20 protein-coding genes are annotated in these 25,518 nt (G+C 72.0%); 14 read left to right on the forward strand and 6 right to left on the reverse strand.

All coding sequences use genetic code 11. The features are described 5' to 3' along the window. Positions 1-30: 30 nt before the first annotated feature. Positions 31-1,119 carry a hydrogenase expression protein HypE gene (locus ACIOWN_RS33230; RefSeq protein ID WP_401984289.1) on the reverse strand — a complete coding sequence of 363 codons (1,089 nt, stop codon included), beginning with the start codon at positions 1,117-1,119 and terminating at the stop codon, positions 31-33. A 479-nt stretch (positions 1,120-1,598) separates the two neighbouring features. Further along, a complete protein-coding gene (locus tag ACIOWN_RS33235) occupies positions 1,599-2,660 on the reverse strand; it encodes a helix-turn-helix domain-containing protein (protein WP_362357648.1) in 1,062 nt (353 codons plus the stop codon). Between the two features lie 245 nt (positions 2,661-2,905). On the opposite strand from ACIOWN_RS33235, the gene ACIOWN_RS33240 reads away from it, so the two are divergent. The 9 genes from ACIOWN_RS33240 (at position 2,906) to ACIOWN_RS33280 (ending at position 14,869) form a co-directional block, all read left to right on the forward strand. Further along, a complete protein-coding gene (locus ACIOWN_RS33240) occupies positions 2,906-3,352 on the forward strand; it encodes an SPW repeat protein (RefSeq protein ID WP_362357646.1) in 447 nt (148 codons plus the stop codon). A 173-nt stretch (positions 3,353-3,525) separates the two neighbouring features. Continuing rightward, a complete protein-coding gene (locus ACIOWN_RS33245; RefSeq protein WP_362357644.1) occupies positions 3,526-4,971 on the forward strand; it encodes a glyceraldehyde-3-phosphate dehydrogenase in 1,446 nt (481 codons plus the stop codon). A 48-nt stretch (positions 4,972-5,019) separates the two neighbouring features. Further along, entirely contained in the window at positions 5,020-5,496 is a 477-nt protein-coding gene (locus ACIOWN_RS33250; protein ID WP_362357642.1) for a GNAT family N-acetyltransferase, read from the forward strand. 169 nt (positions 5,497-5,665) lie between these two features. Further along, positions 5,666-8,209, forward strand: a complete 2,544-nt coding sequence (locus ACIOWN_RS33255) for a SpoIIE family protein phosphatase (protein ID WP_401984291.1) — start codon at positions 5,666-5,668, stop codon at positions 8,207-8,209. Positions 8,210-8,266: 57 nt separating this feature from the next. Beyond that, positions 8,267-11,065: a SpoIIE family protein phosphatase gene (locus tag ACIOWN_RS33260; RefSeq protein WP_401984292.1), complete on the forward strand. Its 2,799-nt coding sequence runs from the start codon at positions 8,267-8,269 to the stop codon at positions 11,063-11,065. 301 nt (positions 11,066-11,366) lie between these two features. After that, entirely contained in the window at positions 11,367-12,554 is a 1,188-nt protein-coding gene (locus ACIOWN_RS33265) for a PP2C family protein-serine/threonine phosphatase (RefSeq protein ID WP_401984293.1), read from the forward strand. 130 nt (positions 12,555-12,684) lie between these two features. Next, complete coding sequence (locus tag ACIOWN_RS33270) at positions 12,685-13,092, forward strand: roadblock/LC7 domain-containing protein (RefSeq protein ID WP_100572724.1); 408 nt, start codon at positions 12,685-12,687, stop codon at positions 13,090-13,092. 149 nt (positions 13,093-13,241) lie between these two features. Further along, positions 13,242-14,285 carry an L-glyceraldehyde 3-phosphate reductase gene (mgrA, locus tag ACIOWN_RS33275; RefSeq protein WP_362357634.1) on the forward strand — a complete coding sequence of 348 codons (1,044 nt, stop codon included), beginning with the start codon at positions 13,242-13,244 and terminating at the stop codon, positions 14,283-14,285. 107 nt (positions 14,286-14,392) lie between these two features. After that, positions 14,393-14,869 carry an SRPBCC family protein gene (locus ACIOWN_RS33280; protein ID WP_362357632.1) on the forward strand — a complete coding sequence of 159 codons (477 nt, stop codon included), beginning with the start codon at positions 14,393-14,395 and terminating at the stop codon, positions 14,867-14,869. A gap of 111 nt (positions 14,870-14,980) precedes the next feature. Here ACIOWN_RS33280 and ACIOWN_RS33285 read toward each other — a convergent pair whose 3' ends face one another. Next, positions 14,981-16,285: a PHB depolymerase family esterase gene (locus ACIOWN_RS33285; RefSeq protein WP_362357630.1), complete on the reverse strand. Its 1,305-nt coding sequence runs from the start codon at positions 16,283-16,285 to the stop codon at positions 14,981-14,983. Between the two features lie 243 nt (positions 16,286-16,528). On the opposite strand from ACIOWN_RS33285, the gene ACIOWN_RS33290 reads away from it, so the two are divergent. Both ACIOWN_RS33290 and ACIOWN_RS33295 read left to right on the forward strand, forming a co-directional pair. After that, complete coding sequence (locus tag ACIOWN_RS33290) at positions 16,529-17,881, forward strand: endo-1,4-beta-xylanase (protein ID WP_362357628.1); 1,353 nt, start codon at positions 16,529-16,531, stop codon at positions 17,879-17,881. 239 nt (positions 17,882-18,120) lie between these two features. Then, positions 18,121-19,221 (forward strand): PP2C family protein-serine/threonine phosphatase, encoded by a 1,101-nt coding sequence (locus ACIOWN_RS33295; RefSeq protein ID WP_401984296.1) that lies wholly within the window; start codon positions 18,121-18,123, stop codon positions 19,219-19,221. A gap of 28 nt (positions 19,222-19,249) precedes the next feature. Here the strand turns inward: ACIOWN_RS33295 and ACIOWN_RS33300 are convergent, their stop codons facing one another. Further along, positions 19,250-20,323, reverse strand: coding sequence for an NAD(+)/NADH kinase (locus ACIOWN_RS33300; RefSeq protein ID WP_362357625.1), 1,074 nt, complete (start codon positions 20,321-20,323; stop codon positions 19,250-19,252). A gap of 200 nt (positions 20,324-20,523) precedes the next feature. On the opposite strand from ACIOWN_RS33300, the gene ACIOWN_RS33305 reads away from it, so the two are divergent. Continuing rightward, positions 20,524-20,694 carry a hydrophobic protein gene (locus tag ACIOWN_RS33305; RefSeq protein WP_326805696.1) on the forward strand — a complete coding sequence of 57 codons (171 nt, stop codon included), beginning with the start codon at positions 20,524-20,526 and terminating at the stop codon, positions 20,692-20,694. Between the two features lie 83 nt (positions 20,695-20,777). Here the strand turns inward: ACIOWN_RS33305 and ACIOWN_RS33310 are convergent, their stop codons facing one another. Continuing rightward, positions 20,778-21,713, reverse strand: a complete 936-nt coding sequence (locus ACIOWN_RS33310) for a sigma-70 family RNA polymerase sigma factor (protein ID WP_362357652.1) — start codon at positions 21,711-21,713, stop codon at positions 20,778-20,780. A gap of 243 nt (positions 21,714-21,956) precedes the next feature. Then, the gene (locus ACIOWN_RS33315) at positions 21,957-22,289 is read right to left on the reverse strand and encodes a cupin domain-containing protein (RefSeq protein ID WP_100572732.1); all 333 of its coding nucleotides are present in this window, start codon (positions 22,287-22,289) and stop codon (positions 21,957-21,959) included. A gap of 208 nt (positions 22,290-22,497) precedes the next feature. On the opposite strand from ACIOWN_RS33315, the gene ACIOWN_RS33320 reads away from it, so the two are divergent. Together ACIOWN_RS33320 and ACIOWN_RS33325 are read left to right on the forward strand one after the other, a co-directional pair. Beyond that, positions 22,498-23,856 (forward strand): GAF domain-containing SpoIIE family protein phosphatase, encoded by a 1,359-nt coding sequence (locus ACIOWN_RS33320; protein ID WP_362357622.1) that lies wholly within the window; start codon positions 22,498-22,500, stop codon positions 23,854-23,856. 130 nt (positions 23,857-23,986) lie between these two features. Then, entirely contained in the window at positions 23,987-25,504 is a 1,518-nt protein-coding gene (locus ACIOWN_RS33325) for a hypothetical protein (protein ID WP_401984297.1), read from the forward strand. Positions 25,505-25,518: the final 14 nt, after the last annotated feature.

Below are 25,518 nucleotides of genomic sequence, written 5' to 3' on the forward strand. Positions count from 1 at the left end.
GGTCGTCATCTCGGTCTGGACCTCGTTCCTTCAGGGACGCCAGCGCGGGTCGAATCCGCTGGTCAGTTTGCGTTTGTTGTGGCGCCACTTGGGCTCGTGGTTCACCATGTCGTTCGTCAGGCCGCGCAGTCGCCGGATGACCGCCCCGTAGGGCTTGACCAGCATCGACGACAGGGTTCCTCCGGGGGGCTCGTCCATGAACGGCATGAACGCGTCGGGGAAGCCCGGCATGGTGCAGCCGATGCAGATGCCGCCGACGTTCGGGCATCCGCCGATGCCCGCCATCCAGCCCCGCTTGGGCACGTTGCAGTTCACGACCGGCCCCCAGCACCCGGTCTTCACCAGGCACTTGGGCGAGTTGTAGTCCGTGGCGAAGCTCGCCTGCTCGTAGTAGGAGCCCCGGTCGCAGCCCTCGTGGACCGTCTTGCCGAACAGCCACTGCGGGCGCAGCATGTGGTCCAGCGGCGGCGGCGGTGCCGATCCCGCCGCGTGGTAGAGCACCCAGATCAGGGTCTCCATGAAGTTCTCCGGCTGGATCGGGCAGCCGGGCACGTTGACCACCGGCAGGCCGCTCTCCGCCTTGAAGTCCCAGCCCAGATAGTCGGCGAGCCCCATGCAGCCCGTCGGGTTGCCCGCCATCGCGTGGATGCCGCCGTAGGTGGCGCAGGTGCCGGCCGCCACCACCGCCCAGGCGCGGGGGGCGAGTTGGTCGATCCACCAGTTCAGCGTCTGCGGTTCCCCCGTGTCGGGGTCGTTGCCGAACGAGGTCCAGTAGCCGTCCCCCTCGATGATCCGCTGGTTCGGGATCGAGCCCTCGATGACCAGGATGAACGGGGTCAGCTCACCGCGTGCCGCCGCCCGGTAGGGGGCGAGGAAGTCCTCGCCGCCCAGGCTCGGCGAGAGCACCTTGTTGACCAGGTTCACCTTCGGCAGACCGGGGATCAGCCCAAGGACCACGTCCTCGATGGAGGGCTGGTCGGCCGCGGTCAGCGAGACGGTGTCGCCGTCGCAGCTCATGCCCTCGGAGATCCAGAGGATGGTGATCTCGTCGAGACCCGGGCGTTCCTCGGGCTTCGCGGGCTCCCGGCTGACTGCAGCGGTGCCGCCTTGGGTCGTCATGTCGTCGGCCTCCCATGGAGTCGGTGGCGGAGTCGGTCGCAGCCGGCGGCCCGAGGACCGCGGCATGCCGGGACGGACGTCGCGGTACCGGCCGGACCGGCCGGGGAGGACGCGCGGTCCTCCGGGCCACGGCGGCGCGACGCACCCACCGAATCCCTCACCAGGCTCACACCGGTCGAGCGGCACCGCTCGTTATGACGGTCAGTGGAGTGAACGGCGCCGCCGGCAGGCGGCCGGGACGCATCGAATCGGATTTGGGCATGACAATGCTGTCGCCCGGACCGAGCGAGGTAACGCCACTGACCGGGTTCGGTGCGCCGCCGGCGCACGGGTGGAGCGCCAGGTGCGAGGCGCCAGTGCCACACGGGTCGAGCGCGAGACGCCACCGCCCTGGCCAAGGGCGGTGACGCCACCGCCTGCCTCGGTCAGGGCCGGGAAACCATGCCGCCTCGCGCGGCCGCCGCTCCTCCGCCGGCCGGTCAGAGTTCGGCGGTGGGCCAGCCGAGGAGGCGCGCGCCGATCACGGCGGTCTGGAGCGTGTAGCGGTGCACGGGGTCGGCCGGGTCGGCTCCGGTCAGCTTGTGGATGCGCTCCAGGCGGTAGGTGAAGGCGCGCACGCTGAGGTTGAGGCGGCGGGCCGCGGCCGCGGCCGTGCAGCCGGCCTCGAAGTAGGCCGTCAGCGTGTCCAGGAGCGGTTGGGCACCGCCGCGGGCGGCCGTCAGCGGGCCGAGCATGTCGCGGACCAGGTCGGCCATGGCCTGCCGGTCGCGGGTCAGCACGGGGTAGACCAGAAGGTCGGCGGCCCGCAGGACGGGATCCTGGAGATCGAGCCGGTCGGCGAGTTCCAGCGCGTTGAGGGCCTCCTCGTAGGAGTGGACCACTCCCCCGGCGCCCGGGTGGGGGCGCCCGATCGCGACCCGGCCGCCCTCGGTGGAGGCGTACGCCTGCTTGGCGAAGAACGCCAGGACGTCGTCGTGGTCGCCCGGGGCGATGCAGATGAGCCGGCCGTCCTTGGTGGTGAGCAGGATGCGCCGGTCACCGAACCGGGCGACCACCTCGCTCTCGACGTACCGGGCGGCCGGGTGCGTGTCGTCGACGGGATCCCCGCCCTGAGCCACGGCCACCGCGTGGGCACGGGAGAAGAGCAGCCCGTAGCGTTCCGCGCGTTCGCCCAGCCGCCCGAGGTCGCTGCGGCCGTAGAGCAGGTCGTCGATGAACTCCCGGCGGGCGGCCTCCTCCTTGCGCATGGCGAGCTTCTGCGCGCGGTCGTGGCCCTCGGCGAACGCGTCGACGGCCTGCTCCACCGCGGTGAGCACCTGTTCGACGCCGGCGGACGCCAGCGCGGGCGCGAAGGCCCTCGCCTCGGCGAGGTGCCGGCGGACGAGACGGCGCAGTCCGTGGCCGTCCTCCGCCGCCCGTTCCCCATGGGCGCGCAGCAGGTCCAGCTCGTCCCGGGTGAGACGGCGTCCGGTGGCGCAGACGTCGGCCAGGATCTGCACGTACCCCGCCAGATATTCGTCGGGTACCTCTGGCCCCGTCACTCGCCCTCCCCTGTCCCCTGGTCCGCGCACGTCATCGGCGTTTTCTTGACGCACGCCCGACAAGATTGGCAGACGGCTGCGCGCTCCCCACGGACGGACCGTTCCGTACTCACCACGGAGGGCCCCCACTGTGACGCAACTCACCACGCAAATAGGGGCATGCAGATATAAACGCGACATAAGGGGGAATTTGGTCCTGTAGGAGAACTCCACACTGGCAATCTCATGGAGAGGAGACGGCAGCGATGTCGTATCCGCAGCACTCCACCGGCATGAGCTCGCACCCGGAGATCGCCGAGATGCGAGAACGCCTCGAACGGACCGCCGCCAGCAACCGGGCGATCATCATCGAGGGAACGATCGTCCTGGCCGGTGTCTACGCCGCGATTTCCCCGTGGGTGGTGCACTTCGCCGCCCAGCCGAATCTCGCCGTCAACAACCTGATCATCGGCATCACCGTCGCCCTGATCGGTCTCGGCCTCACACTGGCCCCCGAGCGCATGTTCCGACTGGCATGGATCGTCGCCCCGCTCGGCGTGTGGCTGATCATCTCCCCCTGGGTCGTGACCGCGGCCCACGGTTCCCGGGCGGGCATCATCTGGAACAACGCCTGGGTGGGCGCGATCACGGCCCTGCTGGGGCTCGCCGCCATGGGGCTCACCGTCGGAATGACCCGCCGCAGGCGCCGGTGACGATGACGCCGGGCGCGCACCCGACCCGTAACCCATACGCACCGAAGGGACCTGGTCACAGAGGCTTTCCGACCGTGGGCCGTACCCCGCACGACAGCGGGTACGGCCCTCTGTCATGATCAACAACCCGTGGGGTTAGCATATGAGCGCCGCCTAGCTCGAAAGATAGATCTGTGACTGTCAACGACGACTCGTTCACCAACTGGAAGCACCGCGAAGAGATCGCGGAGTCGATGATCCCGATGATCGGGAAGCTGCACCGGGAGCGGGACGTCACCGTCCTCCTCCACAGCCGCTCCCTGGTGAACAAGTCGGTGGTGAGCATCCTCAAGACCCACCGGTTCGCCCGCCAGATCGCCGGTGCGGAGCTGTCCGTCACCGAGACGCTCCCCTTCCTGCGGGCCCTGACCACGCTCGACCTCGGGCCGTCCCAGATAGACATCGGCATGCTGGCCGCGACGTACCGCGAGGACGCCCGCGGCCTGTCGGTGGAGGAGTTCACCGCCGAGGCCGTCGCCGGCGCCACCGGGGCCAACAAGATCGAGAGCCGCGAGGGACGCGACGTCGTCCTCTACGGCTTCGGCCGCATCGGCCGGCTCGTGGCCCGCCTGCTCATCGAGAAGGCCGGCTCCGGCAACGGTCTGCGGCTGCGCGCCATCGTCGTCCGCCAGGGAGGTGACCAGGACATCGTCAAGCGTGCCTCGCTGCTGCGTCGTGACTCCATCCACGGCCAGTTCCAGGGCACGATCACCGTCGACGAGGCGAACAGCACGATCGTCGCCAACGGCAACGCGATCAAGGTGATCTACGCCAACGACCCGTCGGAGGTCGATTACACGGCGTACGGCATCAAGGACGCCATCCTCATCGACAACACCGGCAAGTGGCGCGACCGCGAGGGTCTGTCCAGGCACCTGCGCCCCGGCATCGACAAGGTCGTGCTGACCGCGCCGGGCAAGGGCGACGTCCCCAACATCGTCCACGGCGTCAACCACGACACCATCAAGCCGGACGAGCAGATCCTGTCCTGCGCCTCCTGCACCACCAACGCGATCGTCCCGCCGCTGAAGGCGATGGACGACGAGTACGGCGTGCTGCGCGGCCACGTGGAGACCGTCCACTCGTTCACCAACGACCAGAACCTGCTGGACAACTACCACAAGGCCGAGCGCCGCGGCCGCTCCGCGCCGCTCAACATGGTCATCACCGAGACCGGCGCCGCCTCCGCCGTGGCCAAGGCGCTGCCCGACCTCACGGCGAAGATCACCGGCAGCTCGATCCGCGTGCCGGTGCCGGACGTCTCGATCGCCATCCTCAACCTGCAGCTGGCGCGCGAGACCAGCCGCGAGGAGGTCCTGGACTACCTGCGCAACGTGTCGCTGACCTCGCCGCTCAAGCGCCAGATCGACTTCACCAGCGCTCCCGACGCGGTCTCCAGCGACTTCATCGGCTCGCGCCACGCCTCGATCGTCGACGCCGGCGCCACCAAGGTCGAGGGCGACAACGCGATCCTCTACCTGTGGTACGACAACGAGTTCGGCTACTCCTGCCAGGTCATCCGCGTCGTCCAGTACGTCTCCGGGGTGGAGTACCCGACCTACCCGGCGCCCGCGGTCTGATCCGCACCTGCTGCCCGACGGCGGGGCGCGGTGTGTGAGACTGCGCCCATGATTCGCACCGCGACCCCCGCCGACATCCCCGTCATCCACGCCCTGATCTGCGAACTGGCCGAGTACGAGAAGGCCTTGGACGAGGTACGGGCAACCCCGGAGCAGCTCGCCGAGGCACTGTTCGGCGAGCGCCCCGCGGCGTTCGCGCACATCGCGCAGGACGCGGACGGCGACGTGGTGGGCTTCGCCCTGTGGTTCCTCAACTTCTCCACCTGGCGGGGCGTGCACGGCGTCTACCTGGAGGACCTCTACGTCCGCCCGGAGGCCCGCGGCGGCGGATACGGCCGGGCCCTGCTGACGGAACTGGCCCGGGTGTGCGTCGAGCGCGGGTACGAGCGCCTCGAGTGGTCGGTCCTGAACTGGAACCGGCCGGCGATCGGCTTCTACGAGGCCCTTGGTGCACGCCCGCAGGACGAGTGGACGGTGTACCGGCTGACCGACGGGCCGCTGAAGGCGCTGGGGGCGGGGGCCTAGGGTCTTTCGTTTGGATCCGGCCTGATCCAAACGAGAGGCCCTGGCCACACCGGTCCCGCACGCCTCCACGCCACCCGTTTCCCGGGCGGCGGTGCACCGGTCCCGACGGCTACACGGCCGGTGGAGGTCCTGGCTGGTGGGGGTCCTGCCCGTGGATGAGGATGAAGGCATGGGCATCAACGGCGCGACCGGTACTAGTCCGAGCGATCCGTTCAGCACGACCACGGCGGTGGCGGTCGTCGACGCCGACGGGCTGATCACCTACTGGAGCCTGGGAGCCCAGGACCTGCTCGGCTACTCCGCCGCCGAGGTCGTACGGCATCCCGCGCGGGCGCTGCTGCGCGGCCGCGACCCGACGGCCGCGATGTCCCGGCTGTGCCGGAGCGGTCATGCCGGGGACGCGGTGCTCACGGTCCGCGACCGCGTGGGCCACGCGGTGCGGCTCGCCGTGCGCGTGTGCCCGCTGCTCACCGCCGGCGACCGTCGCGACTGGCTGCTCCTGGCTGCGGCCGCCCCGGCCGCCACCCGTCCCACGGGCCCCGCCCCTGCCGACTCCGCCGCGACCGGCCCCGCCACTCCCGGCACCACCCCGGCCGGCACCGCTCCCACCGGCCCTGCCCCCACCGGCGCCGACGCGACCCGCGCCACCCCGGCCGACTCCGAGGCAACCGGCGCCCCGCCCGCCCCCACCGCGCCTGCCGGTTCCGGCGCCCCCGGCCCCGCCACTCCCGGCGCCACCCCGGCGGGCGCCGCCCCGGCCGGTGCCCGTGTGAAGCGGGGCTCGGCTGTCGTGACGCGGCATGCACGGCGCGGGATGGTCTCCGGGCAGCGGCAGGTGACCGTGGCCCACGCGGCGCCCCGGCGCGGCAGGCCGGGGCCGGCCGGCCGTGAGCGTGCCCGGCCGCGCTCCTTCTTCCCGCTGCACGACGCGGTGGGCGGAACGCTCGGTCTCTGCTACGCCGCCCGGAACGTCACCGCCCCCGACCCCACCCGCGAGCGGCTGGTGCTGCTGAACGCCGCCGCCGATCACATCGGCACCACACTGGACCTGGGCCGGACGGTCCAGGAACTCGCGGAGGTCGCCGTCCCGCAACTCGCCGACTTCGCGGCCATCGACCTCCTGGACGTGGCGACCACCGGAGAGGGGCCGCCCACCCGCTCCCCGGACGGCCCCATCACGCTGCGCCGGGCGGCCCATCTGTCGATCCGGCCGGACCTGCCCGTGGTGATCGCCGAGGTCGGCGAACCCATCCGGTACCCGTCCGGGTCGCTGCAGAACCGGTGTCTGGCCACCGGGGAGCCCAGCCGCGAGGCCCTCGGCCCGGGGACGCCCTGGCTGCCCGACGACCCGGTGCGGTGGACCGGGATCAACCGGTTCGGCGTGCACACGCACCTGGTGCTGCCGCTCCGGGCCCGCGGCGTCACGATGGGGGTGGTGACCCTGCTGCGCTGGGAGAACCCGGATCCCTTCACCGAGGACGACCAGCTCCTGATCGAGGACCTGGTGGCACGAGCCGCCGTGTGCGTGGACAACGCCCGTCGCTACGCCCGCGAGCACGAGGCCGCGCTCACCCTCCAGACCAGCCTGCTGCCACCCAACCTGCCCCGGCACAACGCCGTCGAGGTCGCCCACCGCTATCTTCCCGCCGACGCGGAGTCGGGGGTGGGCGGGGACTGGTACGACGTCATCCCGCTCTCCGGCGCCCGGGTCGCGCTGGTGGTGGGCGACGTCATCGGACACGGCCTGCACGCCGCGGCCAGCATGGGCCGGCTGCGCGCGGCCGTGCAGACGCTGGCCGACCTGGACCAGTCCCCGGACGAGTTGCTGGCGCACGTCAACGACCTGGTGATGCGCCTGTCGGACGAGGCGGAGGCGGCCGCCGAGGGCCCGGCGGCGGCCGGCGCGACGTGTGTGTACGCCATCTACGACCCCATCGCCCGGACGATGGTCGTGGCCCGCGCGGGACATCCCAGCCCGGCCGTCGCGCACCTGACCGAGCCCGTGGAGTTCCCCGACATTCCCGCCGGCCCGCCCCTGGGCCTCGGCGGCCTGCCGTTCGAGTCGGCCGAGATCCCGCTGGAGGAGGGCTGCGTCGTCGCCCTCTACACCGACGGGCTGATCCAGGCGGCGGAACAGGACGTCGACGTCGGGATCGAGCGGCTGTGCTTCGCCCTGGCCCACCCCGACCGGCCGCTGGAGGAGATCTGCGACGTCATGGTCCGCGCCCTGCTGGCCGACCGGCCGCGTGACGACGTCGCCTTCCTCGTCGCCCGCACACGCGTCCTGAGCTCCGACCGCGTGGCGTCCTGGGACGTGCCCGCCGACCCGTCGGCCGTGCGCGTGGTGCGCGACGACGTCAGCGACCGGCTGTCCCAGTGGGGCCTCGACGAGCTGGACTTCACCACCGAGCTGATCGTCAGCGAGCTGGTCACCAACGCCATCCGGCACGCCCACGGGCCGATCGCTCTGCGGCTCATCCACGAGAGCACCCTGATCTGCGAGGTCTCGGACGGCGGCCACACCTCCCCGCACCTGCGGCGCGCGCGCAGCACGGACGAGGGAGGACGGGGCCTGTTCCTGGTCGCCCAGCTCGCCCAGCGCTGGGGCACCCGGTACACCGGCTCCGGCAAGACGATCTGGACAGAACAACCCCTTCCCGGTGACATCTGGGCAAAATCACCGATCTCCGCAGGACTTGACCGATCCATATAGGAAGGGAGCAGACATACCGGTCGCCCGGCACGGAAGCACGGTGTTAGAACTGACAACATGGTCGGTCGTACCCGCCAGTCCCGGAGCGCAGCGCAACCACCGTTCGGTGAGCGTCGGGCGGACGCTCAGGTGCGCGGCCTGCCGATGACCTGGACGGCCCGGAGCGCCGCCGGGTTCCGTTTTCCACCGTCCTGGCGGCCCGGCACGGTGGCCGCGCAGGTCTTCCTGTTGCAGGTGATCGTCGTCCTGGTGCTCGTCGCCGCGGCCGCCACCGCCGTGGTGCTCCAGCGGCGGTACGACGGGGAGAACATCGCCAAGGCGCGCTCCCTGGCCGTCGCGGAGGCGTTCGCCCAGGCACCCGGCACGGCGGTGGCCCTCCAGTCGCCCGATCCGTCGGCGCTGCTGAAGATCCCGGCGGAGAAGGCGCAGCTGAGTTCCGGCGTCGACTACATCTCCGTGCTGAACAGGCACGGCGTGCGGCTCACCGACCCGGAGCCGCGGCTGGTCGGCACTCCGGCCCAGGCGATCGGCCGCGCCATCGCGGGCAGGACCTTCACCGAGACGTTCCACGGAAGCCCGACCGACTCCGTACGCGCGGTGGTGCCCGTGGAGGGCGCCGGCCGGCACGTGGTCGGCATCGTCACCGCGGGGATCGAGTACCAGACCCTGGGGCACCTGCTGGACCAGCAGATCCCGATGGTGCTGGACGCGGCGGCGCTGGCCGTGGTGCTCGCGACCGGAGGAACCTTCCTGGTCACCCGGCGGCTGCGCCGCCAGACCCGTGGTCTCGGCGCCGCCGAGATGACCCGCATGTACGAGCACCACGACGCCGTGCTGCACGCGGTGCGCGAGGGTGTACTGATAGTCGACGCCGACGGACGGGTGCTGCTCGCCAACGACGAGGCGCGGCGGCTCCTCGACCTCCCTCGCGACGCCGACCAGCGGCACGTCACGGAGCTGGGCCTGGGACCGGAGATGACGCGGCTGCTGAAGTCCGGCGAGGTCGCGTCCGACGCGGTGTTCCCGGCCGGGGACCGGCTGCTGGCGGTCAACGTCCGGCGCACCACCCCGTACGGCACCGCGCCGGGCCTGGTGGCCAGCTTCCGCGACACCACCGAGCTGCGGGCCCTGTCGGGCCGGGCGGAGCTGGCGCGGGAACGCCTGACGCTGCTGTACGACGCCGGGGTGCGGATCGGCACGACGCTGGACGTACGGCGTACCGCGCAGGAACTCGCCGAGGTGGCGGTCCCGCGGGTGGCGGACATCGTCACCGTGGAGCTGCTGGAGTCGGTGCTGCACGGAGAGGAGCCCACCGGGGCGATGCACCGGATGCGCCGGACCGCGCTGCACGAGGCGGACGCGCGCAGCCCGCTCCAGCCGGTGGGCGACCTCATCCAGTTCGTGGTGGCCGGCACGTCGATGGGGGCGGCGCTGCAACGCGGCAAGGCGGTGCTGGTACCGGACCTGCACCACGCACAGGACTGGCGGTCCCGGGATCCTCAGGGCGCGGTCCGGGTCCTCGACCACGGCATCCATTCGCTGATCACCGTGCCCCTGAGGGCGCGGGGTGTGCTCCTCGGCATGGTCAACTTCTGGAGGGGCGCCGGCTCGCCCCGGTTCGAGGAGGAGGACGTCGCGGTCACCGAGGAGCTGGTGGCCCGGGCGGCGGTGGCGATCGACAACGCGCGCCGCTACTCCCGCGAGCACGCGATGGCGGTGACGCTTCAGCGCAGTCTGCTCCCCCGGGACCTGCCCGACCAGGACGCGCTCGAGGTGGCGTGGCGGTACCGGCCGGCCCAGTCCGGTGTGGGCGGTGACTGGTTCGACGTCATCCCCCTGCCCGGTTTCCGGGTGGCGCTGGTCGTCGGCGACGTCGTGGGGCACGGGCTGCACGCGGCGGTGACGATGGGGCGGCTGCGCACGGCGGTGCTGAACTTCTCGTCCCTGGACCTGCCGCCCGAGGAGCTGCTGGGTCATCTGGACGAGATGGTGATGCGGCTTGACACCCAGACGGCGAGCGCGGACGGCGAGGTGTCCGCGGTCACGGGGGCCACCTGTCTGTACGCCATCTACGACCCGGTGGGCGGGCACTGCGCCATCTCCCGCGCGGGGCACGTCGTGCCGGCCGTGGTGGACCCCGTGGGGCGGGTGACCTTCCCTGATCTTCCCCTGGCGCCGCCGTTGGGGGTGGGCGGGCATCCGTTCGAGTCGGGTGAGCTGAGCCTGCCCGAGGGCAGCCGGCTCGTGCTGTTCACCGACGGTCTGGTCGAGGACCGCGGGCGGGACGTCGACGAGGGGCTGTCCGTGCTCGCCAAGACCGTCGCGCCCGCGGACCGGACGCCGGAGGAGACCTGCCAGGCGCTGATGGAGGTGATGCTGCCGGACCACCCGAGCGACGACGTGGCCCTGCTCGTCGCCCGGACACGGCTGCTCGATCCCTCGCGGGTGGCGGTCTGGGACGTGCCGTTCGACGTGGAGGCGGTCTCCCGGGTGCGCGGGGAGGTCACCCGTCGGCTGCACGACTGGGGGCTGGAGGATTCCTCCTTCGCCACGGAGCTGGTGCTCAGCGAGCTGCTGACCAACGCCATCCGCTACGGCGCCGAGCCGCTGCGGGTCAGGCTCCTGCTCGGGCGCACCCTGATCTGCGAGGTGTCGGACGGCAGCAGCACCTCGCCGCACCTCAGGCGGGCGGCGACCACCGACGAGGGCGGCCGGGGCCTGTTCCTGGTCTCCCATTTCGCGGACCGGTGGGGCACGCGCTACGTGCCGCAGGGCAAGGTGATCTGGGCGGAACTGAGCCTGGACGGTCCCCCGGAGCCGGACCAGGAGGCACTTCTGGACGCGATGGCATGGTGAACGAACCGACACGGCGTCCTTCCATACCGAGGCCTGCCCCCGAGACCGCCGGGCCGCCCGGTCGCCGGCGCGAACGCCGCACCGAGTCCACGTCGGACGGCCCTCGCTCCGGGCGAGCCGCGCGCGCCCGCTCGATGCCGGGCGGCGCGTGCCACCCGAACAGGCGCCCGGCGCCAAGGGCACTCCCGGGCCTTCGTTCTCGCGCGCCGGCCGCCGGGCCGTACGGCGGCGAGACGGGCCCGCGGCGGCCGGACGGGGTGCGGTACCCGGCCGGTGAACCGGGTGACTGCGCTCGCACGCCATGCCGCAGCGGTGCACTGTGGTAGGCGTGAGTTCCTGGCAGGGGCGTTTCGCCGACCGGGCCCAGGGGCGGCAGTCGGGCCACATACTGTTGCTGATCCCGGTCACGCTCATCGTCCTCATCACCGTGTCCGACATCGTGGCCCCGTCCGACATCGTGCTCGGGCCACTGCTGGTGATAGCTCCCGCGATCACCGCCTGGTTCGAGGGACCTTGGCTCACCGGGGTCGTCGGCGCCGCCGCGGTGGCGGCCCAGGGGTTCGCCGGCTGGCGGCTGGGCCTCCTGCCGTCCCGGGAAGTGTTCGTGCAGATGATCGCCCTGGCGGTGCTCTCCCTGCTGGTCGTGGCCCTGTGCGCGGTCCGCGACCGCCGCGCCCGCGAGCTGGCCCAGGTCCGGTCGGTCGCCGAAGCCGCCCAGCGGGTGCTGCTGTGGCCCCTGCCGACCCGGCTCGGCCCGCTTCAGCTCGCCTCCCTCTATCTGGCCGCCGAGGACGAGGCGTCGATCGGCGGCGACCTCTACGCGGCCGCCCGCACCCCGAACGGTGCCCGGGTGATGATCGGCGACGTACGCGGCAAGGGGCTGCCCGCCATCGGCGAGGCGGCCCTGCTGCTCGGCGCCTTCCGCGAGGCCGCCCATCACCACGCCGCCCTGCCCTCGCTCGCCGCCTCCCTGGAGCGGAGCATCACCCGCTATCTGTCCGACTTCGAACCGGAGGAAGAGGCCGGGGAGCGCTTCGTCACCGCCCTGCTGATCGAGATCCCGGACGACGAACCGATCGTGCGGCTGACCAGTTGCGGCCATGTGGCACCGCTGCTGCTGAGACCGGACCGATCGGTGACGATGCCGGACCTCAGCCCCGCCCCGCCGCTCGGGGTGGGCCTGACCGACCCGAACGGCTCCGTGGTCGACGTGCTGCCCTTCGACCTCGGCGACACCCTGCTGCTCTACACCGACGGCGCCGTCGAGGCCCGTGACGGCCGCGGTGTCTTCTATCCGCTGGTCGAGCGGACGGCCCGGTGGGCCGACGGCTCCCCGGAGTCCCTGCTCCACCACGTCCAGCGTGACCTGCTCGCCCACACCAGCGGGCGTCTCGACGACGACGTGGCCCTGATCGCGATCCGGCGCGTCCCCGCCGCGCCCACCGCTCACCGCTTCGGCCGCATGGTGCAGGCCCAGGCCCCCAACTGAACGACGTCACCGGGGAGATTCGTCCCGGGGCTTGCCAACATGATCACCAAGTTCCGTATAGTGACCGGCAGTTGACAACACGTGTAACTGGCGAGTGCCAGGCTCTGCCCCAGGAAGGCGACACCACCTCATGACCGGCCAGACCACCGCCGACGACAAGCTCACCTGGCTCCTGGAGGGGCTGCTGGAGCGGACCCCGGGCGCGCGGCACGCACTCGTGCTGTCCCGCGACGGACTGAAGCTGTGCCGCACCCCGGAGCTCACCCCCGACCAGGCCGACCAGCTCGCCGCGATCGCCGCCGGTATCCAGTCCCTGTCGCACGGCGCGTCCGTCGAGTTCGGCGACGGCACCGGCGGCGTCCGCTCGGCGATGACCGAGTTCTACGGAGGGGTGCTGTTCATCGTCGAGGCCGGCGAGGGCGCGCATCTGGCAGTGATCACCACCGAGGACGCGGACGCCGGGCTCGTCGGGCACACCATGAGTGAACTCGTCGAGCAGCTCGGCGAGCACCTCACCGCGCCGCCGCGCGACTCCTGAGGCGTCCCCGGTACGCCCGATTCAGAAGCACCGGCGCTGAGTCCGATGGAACGAAGCGGTTGGACTTCAGGATCATGCTGGAGCAAGGTGGGGGCATCCCCCCGATCCCGGGGAGACACCCCCTCATCGCACCACTCGGAGACCTCCCGATGACCTACGTCGCGGATGCTGAGCGTTACCACGGCACCATGCGCTACCGCCGTACCGGACAGTCAGGGCTCGACCTGCCCGTCCTCTCGCTGGGCTACTGGCACAACTTCGGCGACGACCGGCCCTTCGAGACCCAGCGCGAGATCGCCCTGCGCGCCTTCGACCTGGGCATCACCCATCACGACCTGGCGAACAACTACGGCCCGCCCTACGGCTCGGCGGAGATCAACTTCGGGCGTCTGATGAAGCAGGACCTCGCGCCCTACCGGGACGAGATGGTGATCTCCACCAAGGCGGGCTGGGACATGTGGCCCGGTCCGTACGGCCAGGGCGGTGGTTCCCGCAAGTACCTGCTCGCCTCGCTCGACCAGTCGCTCAAGCGCATGGGCCTGGACTACGTCGACATCTTCTACTCCCACCGGCTGGACGCGAGCACGCCGCTGGAGGAGACGATGGGCGCCCTGGACACCGCCGTCCGCCAGGGCAAGGCCCTGTACGTCGGCATCTCCTCCTACGACGCCGAGCGCAGCCGGCAGGCCGCCGCCATCCTGCGCGAACTGGGCACCCCGCTGCTCATCCACCAGCCCTCGTACAGCATGGTCAACCGCTGGATCGAGAACGAGGGGCTGCTCGACACCGCGGAGGAGGAGGGCTTCGGCGTCATCGGATTCACGGCCCTGGCCCAGGGGCTGCTGACCGGGCGCTACCTGGACGGCGTGCCGGAGGACTCGCGCGCCGCGCAAGGCACCTCCTTCGACACCGCCTGGCTCTCCGAGGACATGCTGCGCAGGCTGCGCGCCCTGAACGACATGGCGGCCCGCCGCGGACAGACCCTCGCCCAGATGGCGCTCGCCTGGGCGCTGCGCGACGAGCGCGTCACCTCCCTGGTGATCGGCGCCTCCCGGGTGGAGCAGCTCGAGCAGAACGTGGCCGCCCTCGACCGCATGGACTTCAGCGCCGAGGAGCTCGCCGAGATCGACAAGTACGCCACCGACGGCGGCGTCGACCTGTGGCGGTCCGCCCGCACCGGGCAGCTCGGCTGACCCGCGCCGAAGGGGTCGTGAACCGGGCTCCTGTGGGTACTCGTCGCCCCTGCCATTGCGCGGCGGGACACCCGTCCCGCCGCCGGTCCGCGAGACAGGAGGCGCAGATGAGCACGGTCAAGGAAACAGTGGAGGTCGAGGTCCCCGTCCACGCCGCCTACAACCAGTGGACGCAGTTCGAGGAGTTCCCGAGGTTCATGGAGGGCGTTGAGGAGGTCAGGCAGCTCGACGACAGCCACAACCGCTGGACCACGAAGATCGGAGGTGTGCGGCGGGAGTTCGACACCGAGATCGTCGACCAGCTGCCCGACGAGCGCATCACATGGCGCAGCACCACCGGTGACACCCGGCAGAAGGGCTCGGTCCGCTTCGAGCGTGTCGACGACACGCACACCCGGGTGGAACTGGTCATGGAGGTCGAGCCCAGCGGCCCCGTGGAGACGGCCGGGGACATACTGGGCGTGATCGACCGGCGCGTCAAGGGGGACATGAAGCGCTTCAAGCAGTACATCGAGGAGCACGGAGGCGAGACGGGGGCCTGGCGGGGCCGGATCCGCCCCGAGGACGCAGGCCCCTCTCTCTGAGGCCCGCGGAATCCACGGCCCCGGCGAGAGCCGCCGGGTCCGGCCGCCCCGCGCCCCGACCGCCCCGACGACCGCTTTCGTGGGGGTGGCGGGGCGCGTCCGCATGGCCGCTCAGCTCACCTGGCAGGCGGCCCCGTTGAGGGTGAAGGACGCCGGGCTGCCGGTGTTCCCGGTGTGGTTGGCCTGGAAGCCCAGGGTGGTCGAGGCTCCGGGGGCCAGGGCCGAGTTGTAGGAGACGTTGCGGGCGGTGACAGCGCCGCTCGCCGGGGAGAAGGTGGCGTTCCAGCCGGAGGTGATGGTCTGGCCGGCCGGCAGGGTGAAGGCCAGCGCCCATCCGTCGATCGGCGCGGTGCCGGTGTTGGTCACCGTGATGGAGGCGGTGAGCCCGGTGTTCCAGGCGCTGGTCGTATACGCCACCCGGCAGGCGCCCGCCGGCGGTGTGGTGGGCGGGTCGGTCGGCGGCGGTGTGGTCGTGGAGTCCAGCCCGAAGAAGGAGATGGCACGGGCGGCCATGCCCGAGGTCGGCAGGGTGTGGCCGGTCCCCTGGATGCTGATGGCCTCCACCGGAGCCTGGGTGCCGGTGCCGCCGTAGCGCGTACGGGTCCAGGTGGACTGCGGGTGGTCGGTGAAGGCGGGGGTCTGGCTCACGCCCAGGACGTCGGTCCACTGCTTGATCTCTTCACCGAAGTTCGGGTAACGCAGGGTGGTGTCCTCGGTGCCGTGCCACACCTGCATGCGCGGCCGGGGGCCGGTGTAGCCCGGATAGGCTCCGCGGGCCAGGTCGCCCCACTGCCGCGGTGTCCTGATCACAGTGCCGTTGGCGCAGGCGCTGTTCCACTCGGAGCCGTCTGTGGTGGCGAAGCAGCCGAAGGGCACGCCCATGAAGGCGGCGCCGGCCTTGAACACGTCGGGGTAGTCGCCGAGCAGGACGTTGGTCATCATCGCCCCCGAGGAGGCGCCGGCGACGAAGACGCGCGCCGGGTCGGCGCCGTAGTGCTGCTGGGCGTAGGTGACCATCGACATGATGCCGACCGGGTCGCTCCCGCCGCCGCGCTTGAGGGCCTGCGGCGAGGACACGTCGAAGCAGCCACCGCTGCGCGTGGCCGAGGGGTAGACGACGAGGAAGCCGTACCGGTCGGCGAGCGAGGCGAACTCGGTGCCCGAGTAGAACGCGGGCCCGGAGCCGGTGCAGTAGTGCACGGCCACAAGCACCGCCGGACGGGCCGGGGCGCTGTCCGGGCGGTACACGTACATGCGCAGGTTGCTCGGGTTCGCGCCGAATCCGGTCACCTCCGTCAGCGAGGCGGCGTGGGCGCTCGGCGCGGCGAGCAGGAGTGCCGCGAGCAGGGGTGTCACACCCGCGAGCAGGGCCGTCAGCAAGGTGCGGAGTCCGGGCCTTCTTCGGGTTCGGGGCATGTCGGCATCCTTTGTTTCGAAACTTTCGCATCGATTTCGGGAAGGCGCCGCGTCACGCTAGAGGTGTCGCACCGCCGCGTCAACCACTGGAGCCACCCGTAACTCCCAGAGAAATAGCGGGAGGTCAAGCTTCGGCCATCCCGCAGTCCATCGTGCGCGAACCGTTGACCGACCCCCGATCTGTTCGTAACCTGCGCGTCACATTCGACCTTGACAGCGAAACTTTCGAGAAACGGAGATGGCATGCCCATGCCCAAACGGGCGGCGCAGGCGTTCACGGCCGTCCTGCTCGCCGCTTCCACCGTCACGGCCCTGTCGCACACCGCCGCGGCCGCCGACACACTGGGGTCCGCCGCGGCCGGAAAGGGCCGTTACTTCGGTACCGCCGTCGCCGCCAACCACCTCGGCGAATCGGCCTACGCCGGCACGCTCGACCGTGAGTTCAACCAGGTAACGCCCGAGAACGAGATGAAGTGGGACGCCACCGAGGGCTCCCGCAACACCTTCACCTTCGGCAACGCCGACCAGATCGTCAGCCACGCGCAGAGCCAGAACATGAAGGTCCGCGGGCACACGCTGGTGTGGCACTCCCAGCTCCCCTCCTGGGTCTCGGGCCTGGGCGCCACCGACCTGCGCTCGGCGATGAACAACCACATCACCCAGGTCATGCAGCACTACAAGGGCAAGATCTACGCCTGGGACGTGGTCAACGAGGCGTACCAGGACGGCTCCAGCGGAGCCCTGCGCAGCTCCCCGTTCGCGGACAAGCTCGGCAGCGGCTTCATCGAGGAGGCCTTCCGCACGGCCCGCAGCGTCGACCCGAACGCCAAGCTCTGCTACAACGACTACAACACCGACGGTGTCAACGCGAAGAGCAACGCGGTCTACGCCATGGTCAAGGACTTCAAGTCCCGCGGTGTGCCGATCGACTGCGTGGGCTTCCAGTCCCACTTCAACCCCGCCTCCCCCGTCCCGTCCGACTACCAGGCCAACCTGCAGCGCTTCGCCGACCTCGGGGTGGACGTGCAGATCACCGAGCTCGACATCGAGGGCTCCGGCACCGCCCAGGCCAACAACTACTCGAACGTCGTCAAGGCCTGCCTCGCGGTGACCCGCTGCACGGGCCTCACCGTCTGGGGGGTCACCGACAAGTACTCGTGGCGCAGCAGCGGCACTCCCCTGCTGTTCGACTCCAACTACGGCAAGAAGCCCGCGTACGACGCGGCCCTCGCCGCGCTCGGCGGCTCGAGCACCGGAGGCGGAGACGGCGGCAACCCCGGCGGCAACGCCACCTGCACGGTCTCCTTCGCCAGGACCTCGGACTGGAACGACGGCTACAACGGTGAGGTCACCGTGAAGGCGGGCTCCGCCCCGATCAACGGCTGGACCGTGACACTCACCTTCGCCTCGCCGCAGAAGGTCGCCAGCCTGTGGAACGGCACCCCCAGCTGGGACAGCAGCGGCAACGTCATGACCGTGCGCGCCGCCTCCTACAACGGCACTCTCGCGGCGGGCGCCTCGACCAGCTTCGGCTTCACCGCGGCGAAGAACGGCAACAGCTCCACACCGACGCTCGGAGCCTGCACGGCGTCCTGACCGGGCCGGACCACGTCACGCACGACCGGGGCGCGTCTCGCGCGGCGCCCCGGTCGTGCCCGCACGCGATGACTGCCGGCCTCGCTGACATGCCCTTGCCTGGAGCAATGCCGAGGCGGTGACGGTACGGCGCAGCAGGCTGGTCCTCTTGATCAAGCCCGCCGGGAGTACCTGTGAACAGGCCGCCTGAGTCTTTCCGCGAGGAGCGCCGCCCGCGCGAGCCGAGGGGGCGGTCGCAGGTGCCGGCCCAGCCTCTGTGGCTGCGCTGGCTGCCGGTCGTCTACGTCGTGGTGGTCCTCGCCGTCGAGCCGGTCACCCCGGCGCTGTGGCCCGTGAGCTTCGTACTCACCGCCCTGCCGCTGGTGGCCGCCTTCGGGTACGGCCCCCGCGTGGTCGCCGCCGTCGCGGTGTTCGCCATCGTCCTGGAGGGCGTCCTGGCCGGGACCCCCTGCTGCGCGGGCCGCACCGTGGGCAATCTCTGGGACCGCCACTACGTGGCCAACTACATCAGCACGTTCCTGGTGGGCATCCTGGGCACGATCCTCGCCTGGCACCGTGCGCGCCGGGAGTACACCCTGGCCACGGTGCGTTCCGTGGCCGAGACCGCGCAGCGCGTCCTACTGCGCCCGGTCCCCCACCGGCTCGGCCAGGTCTCCATCGAGACCCTGTACCTCTCCGCGGCGGCCGAGGCGCAGATCGGCGGCGACCTGTACGAGGCGGTGCCGACGGCGCACGGGGTGCGGCTGCTCGTCGGCGACGTCCGCGGCAAGGGACTGGTCGCCGTGGAGACGGCCGCGACGGTGCTCGGAGCCTTCCGCGAGGCCGCGCCCGACGAGCCCGACCTGGCCGGTCTGGCCCGGCGCATGGAGCGCAGCATGAGCCGCTACGCCGAGCAGCTTCCCGGCGCCGAGGCGGCCGAGCGCTTCGTGACGGCGGTGTTCGCGGAGATCCCCGACGACGAGCACGTCGTCCGTCTCGTCAACTGCGGCCACCCGCCTCCGCTGCTGGTCAGCGGCGGCCGGGTCGGCGAGCTGGAACCCACCGAGCCCTCGCCGCCCATCAACCTCGGCGGGCTGCTCGGCAACGGGTACCGGGTGGACGTCGTGCCCTTCCGGCCGGGCGACACGTTGCTTCTGTACACCGACGGCGTGACCGAGACCCGCGATTCCGCCGGCGCCTTCTACCCGCTCGCCGAGCGGGTCCGGCCCTGGACCGGCCTTCCGCCGGGCACGCTGCTGGAGCGGCTGCACGCGGATCTGCTCGATTACAGCGACGGACGCCTCGACGACGACCTCGCCGCGCTCGCCGCCCACCGCCTCCCCACCGAGCCCCGCACCTGAGCGGCGGCCGGGACGGTCCACCGCGGATTCACGTGACCCACGAGACCTCACCGGGGCGGGCCGGCAGGGCCAGGTGGGCGAGGTCGGCCGGTCGCGGCGACGTCACCGGCCACAAGGGGGCCGGGGTGCCGTCGGCGACCGCGGCCGGGGCGTCGGTGAGGTTCATGCGCTCCCGCAGACGGCCGTAGAAGTCCATGGGACCGAGGCGGACGGCCCGCAGCCGGCGCGACGCGGCGTAGACCCCGATCCAGTCGCCGGGATCGAGCACACCGCGCAACTGGCCGTCGATGGTGACGGCGGCCTGGCCCGAGCGTTCCAGGACGCGCAGGCCGATCGGTTCGTCCGGCGCCGCCACGACCGAGCGGTTGAAGACCATGTGCGGGGCGACCGGCGTGAAGACGAGGGCGTCCGCGCGGGGCGAGACGACCGGGCCACCGGCGGCGAAACTGTAGGCCGTGGAGCCGGTCGGGGTGGCGACCAGCAGCGCGTCGGCCGAATAGGACGCCAGGAGGCGGCCCGCGAGGTAGACGCCGACGGACACCTGCCGGTCCCGGGCCAGCTTCTCCAGCACGACGTCGTTCAGCGCCGTGACGTTCAGCGGGATGCCCCAGTCACCGCCGGCCTGGCAGTCGGCGCGTACCCGCGGTGGCGGCAGGAGCGGACGGTGGCCGTAGCGCATCAGCTCCTCGATGTCGGCCGGCACCTCCAGGCGCCGCGAGGCGCGCAGGTTGAGCATCATCCGGTGCTCCACGGTGAGGCGCTCCGCGAGGACGGCGTCCAGCGCGGCGCGCACGACCGCAACGGGCACCTCCGTGAGGAAACCCACCCGGCCGAGGTCGACGCCCAGGACCAGGGCGTCGTTCACGGCGGCCAGCCGGGCACCGCGCAGGAACGTGCCGTCACCGCCCAGGGTGACGACGAGGTCCGGATCGCCCGCTGCCTCGATCTCCTCCCGGGCGCCGCGCCGCCCTCCGTCGTGCCACACGTCGATGTCCGCGCATCCCACGCCGTGCTCGTCGCACCACTCGCGCACGATGCGGGCGGCAGCCGCGGCCTCACCGCGCCCGCCATGGACGACCAGGCCGATACGACGCACCGTCACCTCTGCCTCCGGAGATCCGCGCACCCGGGCCGGCTCCGGCTCGACGCCGGAAGCCGTCCTCTGTCCGACCCCGTCCGGCCACGCCGGCCGACTCGCGGGCAGCATTTACGAGTTCCCCTGCTTCACGTGCGGAAACACCGCAATTCCGAGGGTGTGTTCCCGCGCAGGCCGGGCATTCGAAGGTCCGGAGGTGGATATACATGGTTCCCTTGCTGCTCGTTCTCCTGCTCGCCCTGATCCTCTTCGGCGCCGGGTTCGCTCTGAAGGCGCTGTGGTGGATCGCGATCATCGTGCTCGTGCTGTGGCTGCTCGGTTTCGTCGCACGGTCCGAGGGCGCGGGCGGCCGCAGGGGCCGCTGGTACCGCTGGTGACGGCCGCCGCCGCGCGTCGCGGTGGCCGAAGTGGAACGGTGCGCCCGGCGATCGTGCCGGGCGCACCGTTCCGCCCGGGCGCCTCAGCCCGCCCACGCCAGGAGCCGTTCACCCGGCTCCTGTTCCCTGAGCTGGGCCAGTGACTGCTTCTCCAGCTGGCGTACGCGCTCCCGGGTCAGGCCCACGTGCTGGGCGACCTCGTGCAGGGTGCGCTGGTGACCGTCGTGCAGGCCGTACCGCAGGCTGAGGATGAGGGCCTCGCGCGGTGCCAGGGTGTCGACGGCCTCCCGGAGTTCCTCGGCCAGCGCCTGGTACTCGGCGACCTCGGGGGCCTGCAGCACCTCCGTGTCGGGGATGAGGTCGCCGACCACCGTCTCTCCGGTGTCGTCCACCGGCATGTCCAGGCTGATCACCTGCCGGCCGACGCGGCGCAGCCAGACGACCTTGTCCTCGGCGAGGCCGCTCTCGCCGGCGACCTCCTCGACGGTCGGCTCGTGTTCGAGGCGGAGCTGCAGCTTGCGCTCGATCCTGGCGAGCTTCTGCAGCTGCTCCACGACATGCATCGGCAGCCGCACGGAACGCGCGTGCGTGGCGAGGCCGCGTTCCATCGCCTGGCGGATCCACCAGGTGGCGTAGGTGGAGAACTTGAACCCCTTGGTGTGGTCGAACTTCTCCACGGCCCGGATGAGCCCCAGATTGCCCTCCTGGATGACGTCCAGCAGTGGCAGCCCGCGGTGTGCGTGCCGTTTGGCCATGGCCACGACGAGCCGGAGGTTGGCCCGCACCATGTGGTCCTTGGCCTCCTGGCCGTCCCGCAGGGCGGCCTCCAGTTCCCGCCGCCGCTCCGGCGGGAGTTCACGGCCGTCCTCGTCGGCCTGGTTCAGTTCCTCGGTGGCCTGCAAGCCGGCTTCGATGCGCCGGGCGAGGCGCACCTCGCCCTCCGCGTCGAGCAGCGGTGTCGCGCCGATCTGGCGCAGGTACTGACCGAGCAGATCGGGTTCGCCGTCGAGTTCGGGCATCGCGTCGTACCGCTTGGTGGCACGTGCCGACGTCCGTCGTCCGCCGCCTGCGGACGCCGCCGTCCTCTGCTTCGCGGGAGCCATCGCGCGCTCCTCATCTCGTCGCGGGCGCCGTTCGGGTACCCGGAGCGGCCGCGAGGCATACGTGCGGCGGACGAGGGAGCGGGGATCAGGGCTCGGAGCTGTGCGGGGCGTGTCCCTCCGCCCCTCGTCCGCGACGGGGGGACACGGAGATTTGGCTGGTCAGGGCGCTTTGGTGACCGTCAGCAGGGCTGCGGCGTCCTCCACGGCCTCCAGGCTGTGCCGGGACTGCGGCACGATGAGCAGGTCCCCCGCCATGCCCTCCCACGACGTGTCGCCGCTGCGCAGCACCACGCGCCCGCGCAGCACCAGCACGGTCGCCTCACCGGGGTTGTCGTGCTCGGCGAGGGCCGTGCCGGCGCGCAGGGTGATGAGGGTCTGGCGCAGCACGTGTTCGTGACCGCCGTAGACGGTCTCCGCGCTGCGGCCGGCCGAGGACGACTCGGCGCGTCCGAGATGCTCGCGGGCGAGGGCGTCGAGGGAGATCTTCTGCATCACGGTGACTCTTCCTCACGAGGGGACCTGAGCTGGGCAGTTCCGTAGCGTACGCCGGTGCGCCGCCGCCTTCGGGCTTTCCCTCCCCGGCTCGTGGCGGGCGGGAAAGGCCGCCGCCTCCCCGCTCGGCGTAAGGTGGCCGTGCGGGGGCCCGTACGGTGAGTGAGGACGCGCACCGCCGAGCACCGGCCCTGCCGGGAGGTGCCCCATGTCGGACGATCCACGGCGACCGGAGCCCGAAGAGGCGGCCGGCCACGGGACCGGCGCGGCCCCGGAAGGCGGCCGGACGCGCGGTGGCGAGGCCGTCGAGGAGCTGAGCGCCCAGATCCGGCAGCTCAGCCTGGACCGGCGCAGGCTGCACTGCCTGCTGGACGCGGTGGTGGCCATCAGCGCCGACATGGACACCCGCACCGTGCTGCGGCATCTGGTGCAGGCGGGCACCGACCTCGTCGACGCGCGCTACGGCGCCCTCGGCGTGCTCGGCGAGGGCGGGGAGATCATCGACCTGATCACCGCCGGCGCCGTCGACGCCGAGCGGCTCCTGGCCGAGTCCGGGCTGCCGCAGAGTCACGGGCTGCTGGGCCGCCTGATCGAGGATCCCAAGCCGCTGCGGGTCGACGACATCGCCGCCGACCCCCGTTCGGTCGGCTTCCCGGAGGGCCACCCGGTCATGACCACGCTGCTCGGCGTCCCGCTGAGCGTGCGCGACACCGTGTACGGCAACCTCTACCTGGCGGACAAGGAGGACGGCACGCCGTTCGCCGACGCCGACGAGGCCCTGCTGACCGCGCTGGCCAGCGCCGCGAGCGTCAGCATCGAGAACTCCCGCCTGTACGGGCGGCTCAAGCGGTCCGCCGAGCAGTTCCAGCGCCGTCTGCTGCCGGTGCTGCCCGATCTGTCCCCGCTGCTCGTGGAGGCCCGCTACGAGCCGGCGTCCGAGCTTCCCCACCTCGGCGGTGACTGGTACGACGCCCTCGGACTGCCCGACGGGGCGGTCTTCGTCGTCGTCGGTGACGTGACCGGGCACGACGTGGAGGCGGCGCCCATGATGGGGCAGATCCGCAACATGCTGCGGGCCTTGGCCTTCGACCGGTGCGGGCCGCCCAGCCTGATCGTGGACCGGCTCGACCTGGCGCTCACCGTGGTCGACGAGCCGCCGGCCGCCACCCTGGTCCTGGCCCGCATCGAGCGGGATCCGGCCGCCGGGTACGTTCTGAGCTGGACCAACGCCGGGCACCCGCCCCCGCTGCTGATCACCGCCGAAGGCACGGCCCAGTGGCTCGCACCGGACGCGCACGGTATCCCGGTCGGCGTGGAGCCGGGCCTGCCGCGTCCCGACCACCGGCACCCGCTGCCCCCGGAGAGCACCCTGCTGCTGTTCACCGACGGCCTGATCGAACGCCGCGACCGGGACATCGACGCCGGCCTGCGGGATCTGGCGGACCATGCCGCCGCCCTGGCCGCCGCCCCGCTGGACGCGCTGTGCGACGCGCTGCTCGGCCGCCAGGACGGCTACGACGACGACGTGGCGCTGCTGGCCCTGCGCGTGCCGCGCCTGCCGGGCTGAGCGAACTCCCGGGCGACCGCCGCCGCTCCCCCGGACGGCCCAACAGCGCTGGGCAGGAGGGGGAGAGGGCGCGTGAGGGGTGGGTGGGTGGTGGAAGGCATGGCGAACCTGCGAGTCGGAGGAGAGCCAGATGCCGGATGCTGTGGTCGAGGGTGCCGTGGGCGGCGACGGCGCCGTGCCGGTCGGCTCCGGCGGGCGGCCCTTCGAGCAGGTGGGCGCGGTCGCCGACGCCGTCCTCTACGAGGGCTACCTCCTCTATCCGTACCGCCGCTCCTCCCCCAAGAACCGCGTCCGGTGGCAGTTCGGGGTGCTGGCGCCGCGGAACTGGGTGGAGCACGACGGGCCCGTCACGGTCGGCGTGTCCGGCTCCTCCGACTCCTGGTACCAGCGGACCGAGTGCCTGCTGCGGGTCCACGCGCCCGACGCCGTCCTGCGGATCCGGGTGCGTTACCTCCAGGCGCAGCACAAGCAGGTGGAGGAGACCGGCCCGGACGGCGCAAACCGTCCCGTCGAGTCGCTGCGGACCGGCGACGGCACGACCCATCTGACCTTCGACGAGGCGGTGCCGCGCGAGAGCGACCTCGTCGTACCGCTGGAGGACCTGCTGCGGCGGGAGCACACCGTCCCCGTGGGAGCGGCGGCCGGTGAGGAGAGCGAGCCGCTGCCCGCCGGCGCCGGGCGGATCGTGCGGCGGCGCGCGGAGATCCGGGCGGACACCACGCTCACTGCCGAGCGGCTCGCGGACGGCCTGGTCCGGCTGCGCGTGCGCACCGAGAACACCGGGCACGCGGCGGACCCGCGGGCCCCGCGGGACGCGGCGCTGCGCCAGGCGCTCATCGCCACGCACACCCTCATCGGCGGTACGGGCGTGGAGTTCGTCTCGCTGACCGACCCGCCCGCGGACCTGCTGGAGCACGTCCGCGACTGCCGCAACGCGTTCACCTTCCCCGTCCTCGGCGGCGCACCGCCCGCCCCGGACACCGGCACCGGCGCCGCGCACCCCGCGCGGCCGTCGGACGGCGACTCCGGCCCCGTGCTGCTGTCCGCGCCGATCATCCTGCCCGACCGTCCGCAGGTCGCGCCCGAGAGTCCGGGCGACCTGCACGACGCGGCGGAGATCGACGAGATCCTGACCCTGCGGACGATGCTCCTGACCGACGAGGAGAAGCGCGAGGCCCGCGCCACCGACCCGCGCGCCGCCGAGATCCTGGACCGGGTGGACAACATGCCGCCGGAGGTCCTGTCCCGGCTGCACGGCGCCATCCGCTCGCTGGCTCCCGCCGGGCCTTCCGCCACCGGGGGCCCCGGCGTGGACCGGCCCGCCTGGTGGCAGGAGGGCTGTGACGACGGCCTCTCCCCCACCACGGAGACGGTGCTCGTCGACGGCGTGCCCGTGGGAAGCGGCAGCCGTGTCCTGCTGCGTCCCAGGGGCCGGGGCGCCGATGCCCAGGACATGTTCCTGGCCGGGCGGACCGCACGCGTGGCGGCGGTCTTCCACGACGTGGACGGCAGCGTGCACCTCGCCGTCACCCTCGACGACGACCCCGCGGCCGAACTGCACGCCTGGTACGGCCGCTTCCACTACTTCCGGCCCGACGAGCTGGAGCCGTACACCGATCCCCGGAACCCGAACAGTGAGGGGCAGTAAGTCACATGACCACT

It is taken from the genome of Streptomyces sp. NPDC087787 (genome assembly GCF_044743035.1).
GTDB lineage: Bacteria > Actinomycetota > Actinomycetes > Streptomycetales > Streptomycetaceae > Streptomyces.

What these genes read in the sequence shown, in the direction of transcription:
- ACIOWN_RS33230 (WP_401984289.1), bottom strand. Translation starts at nt 1,119, where the DNA reads ATGACGACCCAAGGCGGCACCGCTGCAGTCAGCCGGGAGCCCGCGAAG.
- ACIOWN_RS33240 (WP_362357646.1), top strand. Translation starts at nt 2,906, where the DNA reads ATGTCGTATCCGCAGCACTCCACCGGCATGAGCTCGCACCCGGAGATC.
- ACIOWN_RS33250 (WP_362357642.1), top strand. Translation starts at nt 5,020, where the DNA reads ATGATTCGCACCGCGACCCCCGCCGACATCCCCGTCATCCACGCCCTG.
- ACIOWN_RS33255 (WP_401984291.1), top strand. Translation starts at nt 5,666, where the DNA reads ATGGGCATCAACGGCGCGACCGGTACTAGTCCGAGCGATCCGTTCAGC.
- ACIOWN_RS33260 (WP_401984292.1), top strand. Translation starts at nt 8,267, where the DNA reads ATGGTCGGTCGTACCCGCCAGTCCCGGAGCGCAGCGCAACCACCGTTC.
- ACIOWN_RS33265 (WP_401984293.1), top strand. Translation starts at nt 11,367, where the DNA reads ATGCCGCAGCGGTGCACTGTGGTAGGCGTGAGTTCCTGGCAGGGGCGT.
- ACIOWN_RS33270 (WP_100572724.1), top strand. Translation starts at nt 12,685, where the DNA reads ATGACCGGCCAGACCACCGCCGACGACAAGCTCACCTGGCTCCTGGAG.
- mgrA (WP_362357634.1), top strand. Translation starts at nt 13,242, where the DNA reads ATGACCTACGTCGCGGATGCTGAGCGTTACCACGGCACCATGCGCTAC.
- ACIOWN_RS33280 (WP_362357632.1), top strand. Translation starts at nt 14,393, where the DNA reads ATGAGCACGGTCAAGGAAACAGTGGAGGTCGAGGTCCCCGTCCACGCC.
- ACIOWN_RS33285 (WP_362357630.1), bottom strand. Translation starts at nt 16,285, where the DNA reads ATGCCCCGAACCCGAAGAAGGCCCGGACTCCGCACCTTGCTGACGGCC.
- ACIOWN_RS33290 (WP_362357628.1), top strand. Translation starts at nt 16,529, where the DNA reads ATGCCCATGCCCAAACGGGCGGCGCAGGCGTTCACGGCCGTCCTGCTC.
- ACIOWN_RS33305 (WP_326805696.1), top strand. Translation starts at nt 20,524, where the DNA reads ATGGTTCCCTTGCTGCTCGTTCTCCTGCTCGCCCTGATCCTCTTCGGC.
- ACIOWN_RS33310 (WP_362357652.1), bottom strand. Translation starts at nt 21,713, where the DNA reads ATGCCCGAACTCGACGGCGAACCCGATCTGCTCGGTCAGTACCTGCGC.
- ACIOWN_RS33315 (WP_100572732.1), bottom strand. Translation starts at nt 22,289, where the DNA reads ATGCAGAAGATCTCCCTCGACGCCCTCGCCCGCGAGCATCTCGGACGC.
- ACIOWN_RS33320 (WP_362357622.1), top strand. Translation starts at nt 22,498, where the DNA reads ATGTCGGACGATCCACGGCGACCGGAGCCCGAAGAGGCGGCCGGCCAC.
- ACIOWN_RS33325 (WP_401984297.1), top strand. Translation starts at nt 23,987, where the DNA reads ATGCCGGATGCTGTGGTCGAGGGTGCCGTGGGCGGCGACGGCGCCGTG.